Raw genomic sequence first — 17,819 nt, forward strand, 5'->3', positions numbered from 1 at the left:
TACCATGTCTTTGATTCAAGCGCTGCTTATCGCGTTGTTCGGTTACCTGGGATCCATTTACGGAACGTTCCTCTTCGGAACGGTCGGCGGGTGGAATCTTATCGGTCGGCCGATTGTCGCCGGTGCGATCATCGGTGTGATTATGGGAGATGTGACGAACGGCATTCTCATCGGCGCGGCGATTCAGGCGCTGTATGTAGGGCTCGTCACCCCTGGCATGTCAGTTCCGGGTGACGTGAACTTCGCGTCGTATATCGGCATCCCGCTGGCATTGGCGGCAGGCGCTTCTCCTGAATATGCTGTGGGCATTTCGGTTCCCCTGAGCCTGCTCGGTGTTGCGGCGATTTACAGCGTCGCGACGTTCAACGCAGTGTTCGTGCATCTTCAGGAGAAGTGGATTTCTGAGGGCAAGCTCAAGCACGCTACTCGTATTCCTATTTACTCGAACATCTCCGAGTTCATCGTTCGCTTTGTTCCTATTTTCCTGGCATGCTACTTTGGTGCCGATTATGTTCCGACGTTGATCGCCCTGATTCCCGAATGGTTGGGCACGGTGTTCCAGGTCCTCGGTGGAATTCTGCCTGCCGTTGGCTTCGGTTTGCTGATCAAGTTTACGCTCAAGAAGAACATCGAACTGCTCTTTTTCGTCGTGGGATTCATCCTCATGGCCGTTCTGAAGATGCCGATCGTTGCCATCACGTTTGTTGCTGCATTTATCGCCTATGTCGATTATCTCGGTTCCAATAAGTCCAAGGAGGTCGAATAGACATGGCAAAGCTCTCGAAATCCGATGTTCGCAAGTGTTACGTCAACTGGATAACGTTCTCATTGGGTTGCCAGAACATGGAGCGCATGATGGCTCCCGCGTTTGCACGCATGATGGGGCTCGTCGCCAAGAAGCTGTATGACGATCCCGAGGAGCAAAAGGCCCTCATGATGCGCCATACACAGTTCTTCAATACCGAAGAAGTCATGGGGGCTATTGTCCCGGGTGTTGTTTTGGGCATGGAGGAGAAGCGTGCCGAGGGCGAAGACATCCCTGACGAGCTGATCCAGAGCACCAAGACTGCTCTTATGGGACCATTTGCGGGAATGGGCGACTCTCTGCTCGGCGGAACGCTTCGGCCGATTTTGCTGTCGATCGCCATGGGCTTATCGTCGGGAACCGGTAGCCCTGCCGGTCCAATCTTCTATACGGCCGTATGGCTTGCCGTGATTCTGCCCCTGTCGTGGCTGCTGTTCTCCCGTGGCTATAAACTCGGCATTAACGCGAGTGAGATGCTGTTTAAGGGCGGTCGCAAAGATTTGCTGACGCGTGCTGCAAATATCGTCGGTCTGGTTATCGTAGGTGCGATTTCCGCGCAGTATGTCAGCGCAACTTCTGGTCTTTCGTATACGGCTGCAGGCGTTGAATATACGCTGCAGGGCATTCTCGACAGCATCATGCCCGGCTTGTTCCCCCTCGCGCTCACTTTGCTCGCCTGGTGGCTTCTTGATAAGAAAGCCTGGAAGATCACTCGGGTGTTCGTTGTGTTCATCGTCATAGCGATTGTGGCGGGCCTTACCGGTCTCATTGTCGTGGTGTAAAGCATGTGGGAGTAGCAGGCGGTCGGGGCATATTGCCCCTGCCGCCTGTTTTCGCCCGTTTGCCAGCGACTCAAATGTCAGACGGTACAACTGTCATAAACTAGTGGTGCCCGAGATCTAGAGAAGGGGGAGCTCGCATGTCCATCATCGGAAAGATTGAATCGTGCCTACCTTCCTTCACCAAAACAGAAACGATAATTGCGCGATTCATCCTCGATCATAGAGAAGATGGGGTCGAACAATACCTTCTCGGTGACTTGTCCCGCGAGCTGGGTGTTGGAGAGGCAACGATCGTGAGATTTTGTCGCAAATTGGGGTTGGGAGGATTCACAGAGCTTAAATTTTTGCTTTCTGTCGAGAACGAAGAGCATACAGCGGCACGAGAGAACTCCGGTGAAATAAAGGACATCCTCATATCGAGCATCAAGATGACCGATTCCATGGTTTCCTCGAAGGACATATCGGATGTAGTTGATTTGGCGGGAGCGGCTTCCGAAGTTTTCTTTTTTGGAATAGGCATGAGCGGATTGTCGGCGTCGATGGGCGAGTCTCGCTTGTTTCGTTTCGGGAAAAGGACTAAAGCCATAACGGAGGCGCATGCGCAGAATATGCAAGCAAGTCTGTGCGATGAAAACAGCCTTATTGTGGCGGTTTCGATATCGGGGGAGACCATAGATCTTATCGAGGCGGTCTCGCTGGCAAAGGAATCCGGTGCGAAAGTTGTTGCCATTACTAGCTATCTGCGTTCGACATTGGCAGAGCTGGCGGATTACGTGTTGCTGAGCTTCGGGAAGCCCAACTATATCAATGCCGGTGCGTTTTCAACGGTAGTTTCGCAGCTATACATTTTGGATTTAATTACTAGCGAGTATGCGTTAAGGTTCAGCGCGGAGGCGGCTCGATCGAAAAAGCGAATTGCGCGGTCGATTATCAACAAAATGGTTAATTAAAAACAAGTCTGTGTAATTCGCTAATTGCCTGTTCGTCCGTATAGGGTAGCGCCCCCTTTGTCGATGAGGGCTGGCGAATAAAGCCGGCGTGGAGGGCAGGTCGGGTCGGTCAGGCTGGTGATGGTGATTTTCGTGCGAGCCAGGCGCAATTTCGATAGGACGACGCTGGTACTGTTATGATGAGGGGCGGTCGCGATGTTGGCGCGGCCGCTCATTTTATTTAAGAGGGTCACGAGAAAGGCCTGAGGTGAAACCTAAACCCCGACCATACAGTCGCTGACCCCTGCGAGCGCCCCATGGCGTGGCCGAATGCCGCGCGCGGGTGCCCGTACGGGGTGCATCCGCAGCTTGAAGGAGCGCTATGAATTATTTATCCGAGATGCTCAGGCTCCCCGTCGTGGACTCGGCGGGCGAGAAGATCGGCATCGTGAACGACCTCGGCATCGCCACGGGCGAGGTCTTTCCCCGTGTGACCGCCCTGGCGTTCCAAGGCCCGGGCAAGACCCCGTTCATGATCAGCTGGCGCAAGTACGTGGAGCGTTTTGACGAGGACGGCGTGTACCTCAAGTACCCCGCCACCGACATTCGCTTCTCCTACCTGCAGCCCGATGAGGTCCTGCTGGCCCGCGACATCATGAACAAGCAGATCGTGGACACGCAGGGCATGAAGGTCGTGCGCGTCAACGACATCAAGCTTTCCGCCACGGGCGACAACCAGCTGCGCCTGCTCGGCGCCGAGGTGGGCGCCCGCGGCCTGCTCCGCGCCATCCACCCGCTGCTCGAGCGCGTGAGCGCGCGCGTTGCCAAGATGCTCGGCAAGCAGTTGCCCGAGGATATCATCGCCTGGTCTTACATGGACCTGCTGGAGCGCTCCACCAAGCAGATCAAGCTCTCCGTATCGCACAAGACGCTCTCCGAGCTGCATCCGGCCGACATCGCCGACATCATCGAGCAGCTCGATCCGCGCCTGCGCACGCAGGTGTTCGCCCAGCTCGACACCGAGCAGGCGGCCGAGGCCATCACCGAGCTCGACGACGACGAGCTCATGACCGAGATGCTCGAGGGCCTGTCCGACCGCGAGGCGTCCACGATGCTCGCCACCATGGACCCCGACGACGCGGCGGCCCTCATCGAGGAGCTCGACTACGAGAAGGCCGAGAAGCTCCTGCGCCTCATGGGCGTCAAGGAGGAGAAGGCCATTCGTAACCTGCTGGGTTACGAGGAGGACACCGCCGGCCGCATCATGACCAACGAGTTCGTGGCGCTGCCCGCCACGGCGACGGTCCAGGATGCCATCGACGCGCTGCGCGGCCTGGATGAGGACTTCGAGAGCATCTACTACGTGTACACCACCGATGCCGAGGGCGCGCTCACGGGCGTGCTCTCCATGCGCTCGCTCGTGGTGGCCGAGCACGATGCGCGCCTGAAGGACTTGGCGTTCCGCGATGTGGTGTGGGTCGCCCCCGACCTGGACCAGGAGCTCGTGGCCGACGAGATGACCAAGTACGACCTCGTGGCCATCCCCGTGTGCGACGAGAACCGCCATATCCTGGGCATCGTCACGGTCGACGACGCGCTTGACGTCATCGCCGAGGAGCATGCCGAGGACCTGCAGATCGCGGGCGTCTCGGTGGGAGAGAGCAACGCCGGCGAGTCCACCCATGCGTTCACCTGGTTTGCCCAGCGTCAGTACTGGGTCGTGGTGTGGGCCATCGCCGCGTGCGCCATCGCGGCCATCGTGGTGTCGCCGCTCTCCAACATCGATCTCACGTACCAGGACATGGGGATCGAGGGCGCGCGCGACATGATCACGAGCCAAGGTCTCATGGCGCTCATGCCTATCTCCATCATGCCGGTCGTGCTCATGGCCTCGATGCGCATGGTGTCCTTTGTTAAGAACAGCTATCTCGAGTACGACGAGCGCGACGATGAGCCCAAGCCCTACCTCGGCTTCTTTATCAAGACGACCTTCATTGGCGTGGTGCTTGCCGGCGTGGTGTTCCTGTGCGGCGAGCTCATGGCAACGACGCTGTTCGCCGAGGCCAATCCCTGGGCGGCCAAGACGCTGCTCGCGTGTTTTAAGAGCGCGGCGATGGTGATCGCCGCCACGTATGCGAGCGCAGTGGTCTACTTCTACATCCTGTTTCGCAGCGACGAGAAGGACCAGAGCGTCTCGGGCACCTCACTGACCTTTGCGGCGGTGCTGTTGTCCGCCCTTGCCTACACGATCCTCGGCTCCATGCCGCTTCTGTAAGGTGATGGGGTCATGGAGCAATCGACAAAGAAGAAACTGACGGTCGCGGCGGTGCTGGGCGCGATGGGTCCGGGGCTGCTGGCGGCGCTCTCCGGCAACGACGCCGGCGGCATCGCCACCTATTCGAGCGCGGGCGCGAGCTACGGATACGCCACGCTGTGGATGCTGCCCGTGATGGCGTTGCTGCTCATCGTGGTGCAGGAAACGGCCGCGCGCTGCGGCTGCGTGACGGGCAAGGGCTTCGCCTCGCTCATCCGCGAGAAGTTCGGCGTGCGCAAAACCGCGCTCGCCATGATTGCGCTGCTCATCGCCAACACGGCGGTCACCATCTCGGAGTTCGCGGGCATCGCGAGTGGCCTGGCGCTGTTCGGCATCCCCAAGACGGTGTCCGTGCCGCTGATGGGCCTGCTCATCTGGCTGCTCACCATGAGCGGCAGCTTTAGGCGCATCGAGAAGATCCTGCTGCTTGTGAGCTGCGTATTCGTGACCTACGTGGTCGCGGCCTTCCTGGCCGGCCCCGACTGGGGCGCGGTGGCCGCCTCCACGGTGACGCCGCACTTGATTCCCGAGCCGGGCTACGTGTCGCTTTTGGTGGCGACCATCGGCACCACCATCGCGCCGTGGATGATCTTTTTGGCGCAGAACAACGTGGTGGACAAGAACGCCGACGAGTCCGACATCGTGCTGCAGCGCATCGACACCACCACCGGCTCGGTGATCGCCTGCGCCATCGCGTGGTTCATCATCATCACGACGGGCGCGGTGCTCTATCCGGCGGGCATCCAGGTGGCCGACGCCGCCGACGCCGCCCTGGCGCTCGAGCCCATCGCCGGCGAGTTCGCCACCGTGCTGTTCGCCGCCGGTTTGGTGGCGGCGAGCTTCTTGGCCGCGTGCGTACTGCCGGGCGTGACGTCGAGCGCGATCTGCGAGGCATTTGGTTGGGAGCGCGGCGCCGACCGCAATTGGAGCGAGGCCCCCGTGTACCGCACGATCATCACGGTGATCATCGTGGCCTCCGCTGCGCTCGTGATCATGCCGGGCGTGGACCTGTTCCAGATCATGATGAGCGCGCAGGTCATCAACGGCGTGCTGCTGCCCATCCTGCTCGTGTTCCTCGTCTTTATCGCCGGGGACAAGCACATCATGGGCCGTTACAAGAACAGTCGCCTGTGGGACGTGCTCACCTGGGCGACCATCGTGCTCATCACCGTGCTAACCGTGGTGATGTTCGTCCTACAGGCGCTGGGGTATTAGCCGGGCGCCGGACGACCCGGCTTTCCGCACGGGTTCGGGGCGATGTCCCGTGCTCCTGTTGGACGCCCGTTCAACATCCCGCCTGTCGTTGCCTCCCTGTTCAACGGGCGCCCTGCGCCGACTAGGTTCCTCCTTTGTAGCCACAGTATGATATGATGTGGCTACAAAGGAGGTCGCTATGTCTACTTCTCTAACCGCTGTTGGGGTCCGTGAGGCAAAGAACCGGTTCAGTGCTCTGGCGGCACAGGTCAACGCCTCTGGAAGTCCCCTGACTGTCATGAAAAACAATACGCCGTGGGTGGTCATCGCGCCTGCCGATCCGGAGTCCCTTGAGCGCAGGGCGCGCTTGGAGCGCTTCCGCGCGCTCACCGCTTCGGTTGAACAGGACCTTGCAGAGGAGCCGACATGGGACCCATCGGTGTCCGATCGAGAGCTGCTCAATCGGGAGCGGGTGAGGCGCTTTGGCTAAGGTCGTGCTCGACACCAATATCATCTTGGATTACCTATGCGCCAAAAGGCCGTGTCATCGCGATGCGGTGGACGCGCTTGAGGCGATATATGAGGAGCCGGGGTGCTCGCCGGTTGTCTTGCTGGCGAACATCAAAGATGCGTATTACATCATGTGCCGGCAGTATCGCAACGAGAAGTTGGTCCGCACCCGCTTGCGGGAGTTCACGGAGATCGTCGACTTGGAGGAGCTGACCGTTCCCATCGCCATGGCGGCGTTCGAGAGCGATGAGCCCGATTATGAGGATGCCATTGTCCGCGTGACGGCGGAGGGCATCGGCGCCCGTGCGATCATGACGCGCGATGTGGACGCGTATCGAGGCTCGGTGGTTCCCAGCGTGGATGCAAAAACGTACCTAGAGCGGTTTGCAATGGAATAGGGGGTGGTTCCCGATTGCGACGATGTGGGGCGTAGCCCGCTGCATGGGTTCTTGGGCGGCATCCCGCCCCCTCTCCTACGATTCTGTTGGCCTGACGGGCTTGAGGTCGAGCGTGCATGCGGCTTTGAGCGCGTCGAGCACGCTTTGGGCCGTCTTGAGGCGGGGGTCGTCATCGTCGTCCAAGTGGATGGGCAGGAACATGCGAACCTCGCGATCGATGAGCGAGACGTACTCGGCGGCCCCTGCGTCGGAGAGATGGATGCCGTCGCCATCGAACAGCTCGTTGCGGTTGGCGCTCGCGCCAAACCAATCGATGATGTGCACGTTCTTGTAGCGCCCGGCGGCGTCTGAGAGCGTTTGGTTGTTGGGCTCGCACCATGGGCGCGCGGCGCGGTTGTTCACAAAGACCACGATGCGGTTCTTGCCGGCGACCTTCATGAGCTCGTCAACGTCACCGCCGGAAAACGGTCCGTTGGTGCCCAGGGCGAACACGGCGACGCGCCCCGCCTGCCCTTGGTCGACGAGCGTGCGGTAGATGTCGATGCCCGCGGTGAATTGGCGGTTCATGGCGGCGTCGATATACCCGTGCGGGAACGTTTGGTTAAAGGTGTCGACGGCGCGCAGCGACACGGAGTCGCCGATCATGGTGATGTCGTATGCGCCTTCGGGGATGTCCGCCCCCTTGTTGGAGTCGGAATCTGCAGACGAGTCCCCGGCGGACGCATCGTCCGCGTTGCTGCCGTTTCCTTGCAGAAGGGCCGCGCCCTCCTCGCTCAGCGCGGACGTGGCGGGCACGAATATGATGCCGCCGAGCGCCACGAGGCATGCGACGCCCGTCAACGCCAGCGCGGGCAGATGCCCCTTGGCCCACGTCGGGATCGTGTCACGTTCGTGTTTGACGCGGTGCAGAAGGGCGCCAAAGGCCCCATGGCGAAACGGCGTCTCGATCCAACGGTACGAGGCCTCCGCAACCGCGACGACCACCGCGATTTGCAGGGCGTAGACCCACCACGGCTTGGCGCTCACGTCGCTCGCGGGGTTCATCAAGAGCAGCAGCGGATAATGCCACAGATAGATGCCGTAGGAGCGCTGCCCGAGCCACACCAGGGGCTTCCAGGCAAAGATGCGCGCCAATCGACTCTCCGGTTGCGCGCAGGCGGCCACGAGCATGACGGCGAATATCGACGCGAGCAGGATGCCGCCACGGTAGGGGAAGGCGCTGTAGCCGTTCGTGAACGCCATGAGGGCGAGAGTCCCCAACAGGCCGACGACGCCCATGAGGTCCGATGCGGCGCTTGCGCTCAAGCTCGATCCTGCTGTGCCGTTTTGGTTATGAAGGGGCGTCGCATGATGCGCGGACGGATCTTCATGGGCGGGTGCGTGAGTTGGGGAGCCCTGCTGGTCGCTGTTTTGCCCGCTCAGGCCCAGCTGGCGCCCCTGCGCATCCAGGGTGTGCCGCAGCGCGGGCAGGGCGCGCGAGAGGGCCCTGCGGGTGGCGCCCGCAAGGTCGGCATGGGGAATAAGGGCGAGCCAGGCGCCCAGGAGCAGCGAGAAGGCGCGCGTGTCCGTTCCGTAGTACACGCGGCTCGGGTCCACGGCGGGGTTGTAGAGCAGCGCCATCTCCAGCGCGGAGACGCACGCGAGGGCGAAGGTCGCGCGCCTGATGCGCCGCCTGCCCTGCCCCGCGTTCAGCGCGATCATGAGGGCGACGGGCCACACCAGGTAAAACTGCATCTCGATGGCGAGCGACCAAAAATGCGTGAGCGGGGAGGGATCGCCCACGGCGTTGAAGTAGGACTGCTGGTTAAAAATCTGCCACCAGTTGTTCACAAAGAGCGCCGAGGGGATGATATCGGGCCGCATCTTGGTGAGCATGACGTGGTTGAGGCCCGTGCACAGCGCCGCCGTGACCACGATGACGGCGACGACGGCGGGCACGAGGCGCTTGAGTCGGCGGTGCCAAAAGCCCTTGAGGTCGATGCGGCCGGTGCCGGCGTGCTCCTCGAGCAGCAGGTGCGTGATGAGAAAGCCCGACAGCACAAAGAACACCGTGACGCCCTGCATGCCGCCGGGGGCGAGCGAGGGGACGAGGTGATACAAAATGACTGCCGCCACCGCCAGCGTGCGGATGCCGTCGAGTGCGGGGATATAGCGGTTGCGGTGTCGTTTGGTGGGCTGGGTGACCAAGGGCGCGTCTCTTTTCAAGTTTGCTGTGTTTGCGGTCAAGGCCGACTGTAGCGTGTTGCCGTGTGCGGCGTTTATGCATGCGGTGACGTTTCTGTAAGCGGGCGGCGACCCGTCGCATCGTATGCAAAACGCCCTGCAAGCACCGGGCCTGCAGGGCGTCGAGCGAGCGGGGGATGCGCGGTTGTTTAGAACTTGACCTGCGGAGCCTCGCGCGCTGCCTCTGCGGCCTCAAAGCCGGTGCGTGGCTTGAACTGGAATATGCCGGCGAAGATGTTGCCGGGGAAGGTCTGAATGCCGTTGTTGTAGTTGAGTACGCAGTCGTTGTAGCTTTGGCGGGCGTAGGAGATCTTGTCCTCGGTCTCCTGGAGCGTGGCCTGGAGTTGGATGAAGTTGGTGTTCGCCTTGAGGTCGGGGTAGGCCTCGGCAACCATGAGCAGCTGACGCAGGGCGCCGGTGAGCACGTTGTCGGCGGCCATTTTCTCGTCGGGCGTCACCGCGGAGGTCGCGGCGGTGCGGGCGGCGGTGACGGCGTCGAGGGTCTCCTGCTCGTGCGCGGCGTAGCCCTTGACCGTCTCGACCACGTTGGGGATGAGGTCGTTGCGGCGTTGGAGCTGCGTGTCGATGTTTTGCCAGGCGTTGTCGACGCGATTGCGCAGGGTGACGAGGTTGTTGTAGATGCCGGCGATCGCCATGGCAATGGCGACGATGACGACGATGCCTATGATGAGCGGAATCATGCGAGCTCCATTTCTGATGGGGCATCTGGCGCCCCGTTGCCGTTGAGGACAAGTATACCCATGCGCACCGGCGGTCAAGCATGGACGGGCCGCGCCGTTTACCGGAGGCCCAGCTGCGAAGGTTGCCATTTTCTCGACAGGAACTAAGATAAGAGACAAATATAAGATATCTATCTCAGTATGCTCAAATGCGCGATAGCGAACGAGCGTAATATAGAGGGTAGGGGATTGGTGTGGACCTGCGCATTCAAAAAACGTACCGCTCACTGCTCGCCGCATTTACCAGGTTGCTCGAGACGCACCGGTACGAGGACGTGACCGTGGCGATGCTGTGCGACGAGGCGATGATCCGTCGCACGACGTTTTACAAGCATTTTGCGGACAAGGCGGAGTTCTTCAGCTTCTTTGTGGACAGCCTGCGCATCGAGATCACCAACTACGGCGAGCAACAGACGGCCGCCGCACGGGGCGAGGACGCCGCGAGCGGCGCGGGAGACGAGGAAGAGGGCCTGGCGATCCTGCGGGCCTTCGTCGACTTCATGCTCGAGCACGAGAAGATGGTCGAGAACATCTTTGAGAGCTCGATGAGTGGGATGATGGTCCTCATGATGGCCGATCGCATTGCCGAGACGCTGCGCGAGCGGTATCGCGATACGTTCCGCGCGAACGGCGAGGACGCGGTGACGATCGCGGCGGCGTCGGAGTTCGTGGCGGGCGGCATCGTGCAGCTGTTTGAGAAATGGTGGGAGCGCGGGCACAGCGTCGAGAGCAAGGTGGAACTGATTACCGTTGCCGAGACGATGGTCGCGCGCGTGCTGAGGCCGTAGGGATGGTATGATAGCCAGGCACGCGGAGAGATGGCAGAGCGGTTGAATGCGGCGGTCTTGAAAACCGTTGGGCATGCAAGTGTCCCGAGGGTTCGAATCCCTCTCTCTCCGCCAGTTTGCGAGATGGGCGAGTCGTTGCTGCGACTCGCTTTTTTTCTTATAGGGAAGCGGGGCAGATCGCATGGTGGACAATCGCGCGGTGGACGAGCGCTTTATGAGCATGGCCCTCGAGGAGGCGCGCGCCGCGGCCTCGATTGGCGAGGTGCCCATCGGTGCCGTCGTCGTGCATGAGGGCCGCGTGATCGCTCGCGCCCATAACCGTCGCGAAGCGGATGAGGACCCGTCGGCCCATGCGGAGTTCGCGGCGATGATGGAGGCGTCCCGAGCGCTGGGCCGATGGCGCCTGACCGGTTGCACGGTGTACGTCACGCTCGAGCCCTGCCTGATGTGCGCCGGCTTAATGGTGAACGCTCGCATCGACCGGTGCGTGTTCGGCGCGTACGACCCCAAGGGCGGCGCGGTGGGAACGCTGTACGACGTGAGCTGTGACGAGCGTCTCAACCATGCATTCGACGTGACGCCCGGCGTGCTGGAGGACGAGTGTGCTGCCGTTCTGCGAGCCTTTTTCCAAGAGCTGCGCGCTGGGCGCGGCCTCGGATCTAGGGCAGATGGCGCAGCGCCGGTTGCCGGTGCCCTCGCTGCCGATTCCGCCGACGCCGGATATGTCGCCGTTGAGGCCGGGCTGGAGGTGCCGCCCGTTGGGGTGGAGCTGGAGGCGCCGCGCGTTGATGAGGGCGACCTTCAACGTCGAGGCTCCAGGCCAATGGCCGCTTCCCGCTCCAACGGCGGTTCAGTGCCGGGGTCCGTGCGCGCACTTCGTCGGGGACGGGCACCGCACGCTGGCTGCATGCTTCTCGCTATCGACTCGTTCAAGGGCTCGGCTACGAGCTCCCAGGTAGAGGAGTGGCTCGCCCAGGGTGCTCGTGCCGCGTGTTCCGATCTTGCGTGCGTGCCCGTTCCCGTTGCCGACGGTGGCGAGGGGACGTTGGAGGCGTTTCACTCGGCGCTCGGGGGCGAGGTCCGGCTGGTCATGGTTCCTGCGCCCATCGAGGGTTCGCATGCGGCGTCTTTTTTGCTTGCGCCCGATGGGGAGGGGAGACTCTGCGCGGTCATCGAGATGGCGCAGGCTGCGGGGATAGACGCCTCCCCCTGCACGCACGAGGCGGCCCTTGCGGCAAGCACGCGTGGCGTTGGCGAGCTCATGTGCGCGGCGATTGAGGCGGGCGCAAAGACGCTCTATGTTGGATTGGGCGGAAGTGCCACAACTGACGGCGGTGCGGGGATGCTGCAGGCGCTGGGTGCTCGCGTGCTCGATAGAGCTGGTAACGAGGTGCGTCCGGGCCTTGCCGGATTGCGGGATGTCGCGTCGATCGATGTGGCTTTTGTCCGCGAACGGCTTGCGGGCGTCGCTCTCAAGGTGTTGACCGATGTGAAGAGCCCGCTCGTGGGAGCGCGCGGTTCCGTTCGGATGTTCGGTCCGCAAAAAGGGTTGGGGGCAGATGTGTCCGCGGACGAGCGCGCGGCGCTGCTTGCGGAATATGACCGATGGATGGCGGCGTACGGCGCAAAGCTCACTGACGCACGTGATGCGCTTGATGGCACGGAGCTGCAGGTTGCCGTTGCCGGTGCGCGCCCCAAGTCGCTTGCGGGGGTGCCGGGTGCTGGGGCGGCTGGCGGCTTGGGTGCGGCTTTTCTGGCTTTGGGGGCGGAATTGACGCCGGGTGCGGATGCGCTGCTCGACCTTGTTCAGTTCGACGAACTGGTACGTGGGGCGTGCGTCGTCGTTACGGGTGAGGGTTCTGTTGATGCGCAGACGGCAGAGGGCAAGGTGCCCGCTGGCGTGGCGCGTCGGACCAAGCGCGTGCGCCCGGATGTGCCTGTGTATGCGGTGTGCGGTTCGCGAGCCGAGAACCTCGAGCGCGTGTACGCCGCGGGCGTCGACGTCGTCTTGCCCATCGAGATGGGTCCGCAAACGCTGGGGCAGGCGCTTAGCGCCGTTCAGACACGCGCCAACCTCATCGCCACGGGCGAGACCCTCGGCAGGATCATGAGCTTGGGCTGCTAATCCCCAAAGCGCCCTAGCGGGTCGCGGCGCGTGTCTTCTACATATTCGATGCAAACGGTGCGATTTGCATCGTCACAGGTGTAGTAGATGCCGATGTGGCCGGCGTAGGTCACCAACACTTCGTGATCGGGTCGGGCGGCATCGTAAATTGGGTCGTACACCATGCCAAAATGCGGGGCTGTCGCAAGTGCGAGGAGGCGTTTGCGCACGCGACGTTGGTCGTCTCGGTTGGTTAAAGTTGCGAGCTTTTCAATCACGGAGGGCGCAAGGATTACCCGAAACTCATCCAATTACATCCCCCAAGTCTCTTCGAGCTGCCTGAGGGCGGTGCCAAGGGGCACACCATCGCCTTGGGCAATCTGGCTGTGCCCTTGCATGATTCCGGCGTAACGGTCCTGTTCACGTTCGATGATCGCGTCGCGGTAGCTCATGCGGCGGTCGAATTCCTCGGCGTCGATAAGCACCACGGAGGCCTTTCCGTGTTTGGTGAGGTAGATAGGTTCTTTTGTCTGTGTTGCACGCTCGGTGAGCGAGGCGCTATTACGTTGCATCTCGCTGATGGGCTCCATGTGGGGCATAGCCATTCCTTAGAACGTTCCTGTATTACATAAGATTATATGTAATACAGGAACTGACGGGAGTAGAAATCTCACGCCTTCTGTATCTCGCGGGCTTCTTTTCGCCCGCATGCGCTGGCCTTTTGGCATATGAAACTCTGAGGATGTTCATGCTGGACGTGCGTGCGATAAGCGGCTACTATAGTCAAACACGCCTTGCGCGTTCGATGGGTTCGGGTGACGATATGTTCCGAACCTGGTCAGGTCCGGAAGGAAGCAGCCATAAGGAGCCTCTGCCGGGCACCCGTTCCCATCGAGCGCACGGGGCGTTTTTCCGTTTCGATGGCCTTTCCTTGAGGCTTCCTCGGCTCATGGGGCGACGTCCCCAAGGTGCGCTCGATCACCGGCCTGCACGTGCAGACATGCCGTACCGCTATCCGCCGCGGCGCGCTGACAAGAGTACAATGTGACCGTTTTGGTGTCAGAGGGCGTTGTTCGCGCGCGAACGGCCCGATGGATTGGGATAGTCCCGTATGATCGAACTGCTCAAACGGTTTGGCCGACCCTTTCGTCGCGAGCTCACGCTCGGTCCGGCGAGCAAGCTCATCGAGGTCGTGTTCGACTTGCTTTCGCCCCTCGTCGTCACGCTCATGATCGACCGCGGCGTGGGTGAGCGCAACGTCGAGGCCCTCTTGATGTACGGCGCCCTGCTCGTGATCATGGCGCTCGCGGGCTTCGCCTCCACGCTCGTCTGCCAAAAAATGGCCGCCCGTGCCTCGCAGGGACTGGGCACCAGCATGCGCGACGCGCTGTTCGCCCACATCAACGCATTCTCCTTTGCCGAGCTCGACCGATTTGGCACGCCGTCGCTCATCACGCGCATCACCAACGACGTCAATCAGGTGCAGCTCGCCATCGCCCTGGCGATCCGCCAACTCACGCGCTTTCCGCTCCTGGCCCTGGGTTCCATGGTGGCGGCCCTGCTCATCGATGTGAAGCTCGGTCTGATCTTCCTGGTATCTACACCGCTCATCGGCGCGATCTTCTGGTTCGTCATGGCGCGCTGCATCCCGTACTTTAGGCGCATGCAGCGGCAGCTCGACCAGATCGGGCTGATCACGCGCGAGGGGCTGTCCGGCGCGCGCGTCGTCCGCGCGTTCGTGCGCGAGGAACACGAGCGAGGTCGCTTTGCCCGTGCAGCATTCGACCAAGCGGACACCGCGATCGCCGTGGGGCGTCTGTCCTGCGTGCTCAACCCGGCGACGTTCCTCGTCATGAACCTCGCCGTGTGCGCCATCCTGTGGGTGGGCGGCTTTCAGGTCGAGGCGGGTGCCCTTACGCAGGGGCAGGTCATGGCGTTCGTGAACTACATGACGCAGACCCTGCTCGCCATCGTGTACGTGGCCAATCTCGTGGTCGTGTTCACCAAGGCGAGCGCGAGCGCCGATCGCATCGTGGAGGTGCTTGCGTGCGAGCCGACCATTCGCGACGTTGCCGAGCAAGACGTTGGGCGTGGCTCGGGCTCTGCGGGCGATCCGCTTACGGCCGATATCGACCTGAATGCCCCGGCGATCCGTCTGTGCGGCGCGTCGTTTGCCTATCCCGGCAGCGCGGAGGATGCGGTGCACGATGTGACGCTCGAGGTTCCGCGCGGCGGCACGCTCGGCGTGATCGGCGGCACGGGCTCTGGCAAGTCCACGTTGGTGAGCCTTCTGCCGCGCTTGTACGACGTCACGCGCGGATCAGTCGAGATCTGCGGCCGCGATGTGCGCACCTGGCCAGTGGAAAACCTCCGCCGTGCCTTCGGCTTTGTCCCTCAAAAAGCGGAGCTGGTAAGCGGCACCGTTCGCTCGAACTTGCTTTGGCGCGACCCTTTGGCGGCCGATGACGACCTGTGGCGCGCACTGGAGGTCGCCCAAGCGGCGGATTTTGTGCGCGCCCTGCCGGAGGGGCTGGATGCCCCCGTCGAGGCCGGGGGCAAGAACTTCTCGGGCGGGCAGCGCCAGCGCTTGACCATCGCTCGCGCCCTGGTGGGCGACCCGGCGCTGCTCGTCATGGATGACTCAGCCTCAGCGCTCGATTACAGGACCGACGCCGCGCTCCGCAAGGCGGTTCGCGCGCTCGGTGCGTCCGGGTCCTGCGGGGGCATGACGACGGTGGTGGTGAGCCAGCGGGTGTCTTCGGTGAGCGATGCCGACCTCGTCTGCGTGATGCGTCACGGCCGCGCGGTCGGTGTGGGCACGCACGAGGAGCTCATGGCGACATGCGCGGTCTACCGCGAGATCGCCGAGTCCCAGCTGTACCAAAAGCCCGCCGCGCTCGCGGCGGGGAAGGGGGTGGCCGCGCATGCCTAATCCATACGCCTCGACCGCCGGTGCCTCCACCATCACGGCGACCGTTTCGGGAAACGACAACCTCAACGACTTTCACGATCCGCGCGGTGGCGATCGGCAGCGGGAATCCATGGGCGCCCGGGAGGTAGCGCGCCGCATCTTCACCTACGTGCGCCCCCATGCAGGGCTGTTCACGGCGTCCTTTGCATGCGCCGCGCTCTCGGTTGTCCTGCAGCTCTTCGTGCCCATCCTCATCGGCTGCGCCATCGACCTCATCGTGGGTGCGGGCCGCGTCGACCTGGCGTCCCTGATCCCTCTGCTCGTCCAGCTCGCCGCGACGGTCCTCGCGGCCGCCGCCTTGCAGTGGGTGCAGGGCGCGTGCGTGAATCGCCTGTCCTGTGCGACCGTGCGCGACCTGCGGACCGAGGCGTATGACAAGCTCACGTGCGTGCCACTCTCGCTTATCGACCGCCATCCGCACGGCGACTACATCTCGCGCGTGGTCAACGACGTCGACCAGGTGGGCGACGGCCTGCTCCAGGGCCTAACGCAGCTGTTCAACGGCGTGGTGACCATCGCGGCCACCCTCGTCTTCATGTTCACGACCTCGGTTCCCATGGCGTTCCTCGTGGTGCTCGTCACGCCGTTTGCCGTGCTCGCGGCGGGCGCGATGGCCCGGTTTGCAGGGCGGAGCTTTGCCGCGCAGATGGGCATCCAGGGCGAGCTGTCCGCCTATGTCGAGGAGTACGTGGGGGCGCAGCGCCTGGTGAGCTCCTTTGCCTATGGGGACCGTGCGCGGGAGGGCTTTGCGCACATCAACCGCGAGCTCTACACCGCGGGCGAGCGCGCGCAGTTTTTGAGCTCGCTCGCGAACCCGGGCACGCGGTTCGTCAACAACTGCATGTACGCGGTGGTGGCGGTCGCGGGATTTGTGGGCGTCGTCACGGGGTTTCCCGCCGTGCTCACCGTGGGCGACGTGCAGGTGTTCCTGTCGTATGCAAACCAATACACCAAGCCGTTCAACGAGATCTCGGGCGTGGTGACGCAGATCCAGGGCGCGTTCGCCTCTGCTCGTCGCGTATTCGCCCTGCTCGACGCCCCTGAGGACGGCGCGGGGGAGGCGCCGACGGCCGTTTCGCCCATCGCCCCCCGCGCGGATGACGGGGCTGCGACGGGCCTCACGTGCGGCTCCGCTCCTTGCATCGAGTTGGATGCACCTGCCCTTGGCGGCGCATCTCCCGCCGGCCCGCTCGTCGGCGACGTCGTCTTCGATCACGTGGACTTTTCCTACGTGCCTGGACACCCACTGCTGCAGGGCATCTGCCTGCACGCCCGTCCCGGCATGCGCATGGCGCTCGTGGGTCCCACGGGCTGCGGCAAGACCACCCTCATCAACCTGCTGCTGCGCTTTTACGATGTCGACGCGGGCGAGATCCGCGTAAACGGCAAGCCCACCACGGCGTATGCGCGCGAGGACCTTCGCCGCGCGTTCGGCATGGTGCTGCAAGAGAGCTGGCTGTTCGAGGGGTCGGTACACGACAACATCGCCTACGGCTGCCCGGGAGCCTCGCGCGAGCAGGTGGAGGACGCCGCCCGTCGCGCCCGCGCAGACGCGTTCATCCGTGCGCTCCCCGCAGGCTACGACACGGTTCTGCCCGAGAACGGAGGGTCGCTCTCGCAGGGTCAGCGTCAGCTGCTGTGCATCGCGCGCGTCATGCTCGCGGACCCCGAGATCTTGCTGCTGGATGAGGCCACCAGCAGCATCGACACGCGTACCGAGCTCCAGGTCCAGGCTGCGTTCGATGATCTTATGCGGGGCCGCACGAGCTTTGTGGTGGCGCACCGCCTGAGCACCATCCGCGAGGCGGACTGCATCTTGGTCATGCGCGACGGGCGCATCGTCGAGCGTGGCACGCACGACGGGCTCCTCGCCGCCGGCGGCTTCTACGCCGAGCTTTACAACAGCCAGTTCGCGACGACGTGCTGAAAAAATCCCTTGCAGTAAAATGTCAACGACAGCGGTGCATATCTGTTGATTTTCAGCCGTCAATCCACCTGCGTTTTTGCCGATGGCCGATACCAAGTTAAATGCAGCTGCAGGTATAGGAATTTACAGCAAGG

The 17,819-nt window shown here is 62.6% G+C and carries 15 protein-coding genes, 1 tRNA gene and 1 other RNA gene; 13 read left to right on the forward strand and 4 right to left on the reverse strand.

The window, feature by feature from the left end; genetic code table 11:
- The first annotated feature begins 4 nt into the window (after positions 1-4).
- The 7 genes from LK434_RS09840 to LK434_RS09870 all read left to right on the forward strand — a co-directional run bounded on the left by LK434_RS09840 (position 5) and on the right by LK434_RS09870 (position 6,932).
- Positions 5-766, forward strand: a complete 762-nt coding sequence (locus LK434_RS09840; protein ID WP_006720680.1) for a PTS mannose/fructose/sorbose/N-acetylgalactosamine transporter subunit IIC — start codon at positions 5-7, stop codon at positions 764-766.
- A 2-nt stretch (positions 767-768) separates the two neighbouring features.
- On the forward strand, positions 769-1,587 hold the full coding sequence (locus LK434_RS09845; RefSeq protein WP_006720681.1) for a PTS system mannose/fructose/sorbose family transporter subunit IID: 819 nt from the start codon (positions 769-771) through the stop codon (positions 1,585-1,587).
- 137 nt (positions 1,588-1,724) lie between these two features.
- Complete coding sequence (locus LK434_RS09850) at positions 1,725-2,537, forward strand: MurR/RpiR family transcriptional regulator (protein ID WP_006720682.1); 813 nt, start codon at positions 1,725-1,727, stop codon at positions 2,535-2,537.
- A gap of 361 nt (positions 2,538-2,898) precedes the next feature.
- Positions 2,899-4,791, forward strand: coding sequence for a magnesium transporter (locus LK434_RS09855; RefSeq protein ID WP_006720683.1), 1,893 nt, complete (start codon positions 2,899-2,901; stop codon positions 4,789-4,791).
- A gap of 12 nt (positions 4,792-4,803) precedes the next feature.
- Positions 4,804-6,045 carry an Nramp family divalent metal transporter gene (locus LK434_RS09860; RefSeq protein ID WP_006720684.1) on the forward strand — a complete coding sequence of 414 codons (1,242 nt, stop codon included), beginning with the start codon at positions 4,804-4,806 and terminating at the stop codon, positions 6,043-6,045.
- Positions 6,046-6,223: 178 nt separating this feature from the next.
- Positions 6,224-6,514, forward strand: a complete 291-nt coding sequence (locus LK434_RS09865; RefSeq protein ID WP_006720685.1) for a type II toxin-antitoxin system Phd/YefM family antitoxin — start codon at positions 6,224-6,226, stop codon at positions 6,512-6,514.
- Positions 6,507-6,932: a type II toxin-antitoxin system VapC family toxin gene (locus LK434_RS09870; protein ID WP_006720686.1), complete on the forward strand. Its 426-nt coding sequence runs from the start codon at positions 6,507-6,509 to the stop codon at positions 6,930-6,932. The genes LK434_RS09865 and LK434_RS09870 overlap by 8 nt, the downstream gene beginning before the upstream one ends.
- Positions 6,933-7,007: 75 nt before the next feature.
- Here the strand turns inward: LK434_RS09870 and LK434_RS09875 are convergent, their stop codons facing one another.
- Together LK434_RS09875 and LK434_RS09880 are read right to left on the reverse strand one after the other, a co-directional pair.
- Positions 7,008-9,119 (reverse strand): acyltransferase family protein, encoded by a 2,112-nt coding sequence (locus tag LK434_RS09875; protein ID WP_040360888.1) that lies wholly within the window; start codon positions 9,117-9,119, stop codon positions 7,008-7,010.
- A gap of 185 nt (positions 9,120-9,304) precedes the next feature.
- Positions 9,305-9,856, reverse strand: coding sequence for a LemA family protein (locus tag LK434_RS09880; RefSeq protein ID WP_006720688.1), 552 nt, complete (start codon positions 9,854-9,856; stop codon positions 9,305-9,307).
- Positions 9,857-10,089: 233 nt separating this feature from the next.
- Between LK434_RS09880 and LK434_RS09885 the strand changes: the two genes are divergently transcribed.
- The 3 genes from LK434_RS09885 to tadA all read left to right on the forward strand — a co-directional run bounded on the left by LK434_RS09885 (position 10,090) and on the right by tadA (position 12,808).
- Entirely contained in the window at positions 10,090-10,683 is a 594-nt protein-coding gene (locus tag LK434_RS09885) for a TetR/AcrR family transcriptional regulator (RefSeq protein ID WP_006720689.1), read from the forward strand.
- Positions 10,684-10,707: 24 nt separating this feature from the next.
- Positions 10,708-10,797 (forward strand) — tRNA-Ser (locus tag LK434_RS09890).
- Between the two features lie 67 nt (positions 10,798-10,864).
- The gene (gene tadA, locus LK434_RS09895; protein ID WP_006720690.1) at positions 10,865-12,808 is read left to right on the forward strand and encodes a tRNA adenosine(34) deaminase TadA; all 1,944 of its coding nucleotides are present in this window, start codon (positions 10,865-10,867) and stop codon (positions 12,806-12,808) included.
- Here tadA and LK434_RS09900 read toward each other — a convergent pair.
- Positions 12,805-13,098: a hypothetical protein gene (locus LK434_RS09900; RefSeq protein ID WP_006720691.1), complete on the reverse strand. Its 294-nt coding sequence runs from the start codon at positions 13,096-13,098 to the stop codon at positions 12,805-12,807. The genes tadA and LK434_RS09900 overlap by 4 nt on opposite strands.
- On the reverse strand, positions 13,099-13,386 hold the full coding sequence (locus LK434_RS09905; RefSeq protein ID WP_227917744.1) for a type II toxin-antitoxin system Phd/YefM family antitoxin: 288 nt from the start codon (positions 13,384-13,386) through the stop codon (positions 13,099-13,101).
- A gap of 203 nt (positions 13,387-13,589) precedes the next feature.
- On the opposite strand from LK434_RS09905, the gene ffs reads away from it, so the two are divergent.
- The 3 genes from ffs (at position 13,590) to LK434_RS09920 (ending at position 17,685) form a co-directional block, all read left to right on the forward strand.
- An RNA gene (gene ffs, locus LK434_RS09910) (signal recognition particle sRNA small type) lies at positions 13,590-13,685 on the forward strand.
- A 213-nt stretch (positions 13,686-13,898) separates the two neighbouring features.
- Positions 13,899-15,719, forward strand: coding sequence for an ABC transporter ATP-binding protein (locus LK434_RS09915; protein WP_006720695.1), 1,821 nt, complete (start codon positions 13,899-13,901; stop codon positions 15,717-15,719).
- Entirely contained in the window at positions 15,712-17,685 is a 1,974-nt protein-coding gene (locus LK434_RS09920; RefSeq protein WP_006720696.1) for an ABC transporter ATP-binding protein, read from the forward strand. Before LK434_RS09915 ends, LK434_RS09920 begins: the two co-directional genes overlap by 8 nt.
- The last annotated feature ends 134 nt before the right edge of the window (positions 17,686-17,819 follow it).

The sequence above is a fragment of the Collinsella stercoris DSM 13279 genome (genome assembly GCF_020735465.1).
Classification (GTDB): Bacteria; Actinomycetota; Coriobacteriia; order Coriobacteriales; family Coriobacteriaceae; genus Collinsella; species Collinsella stercoris.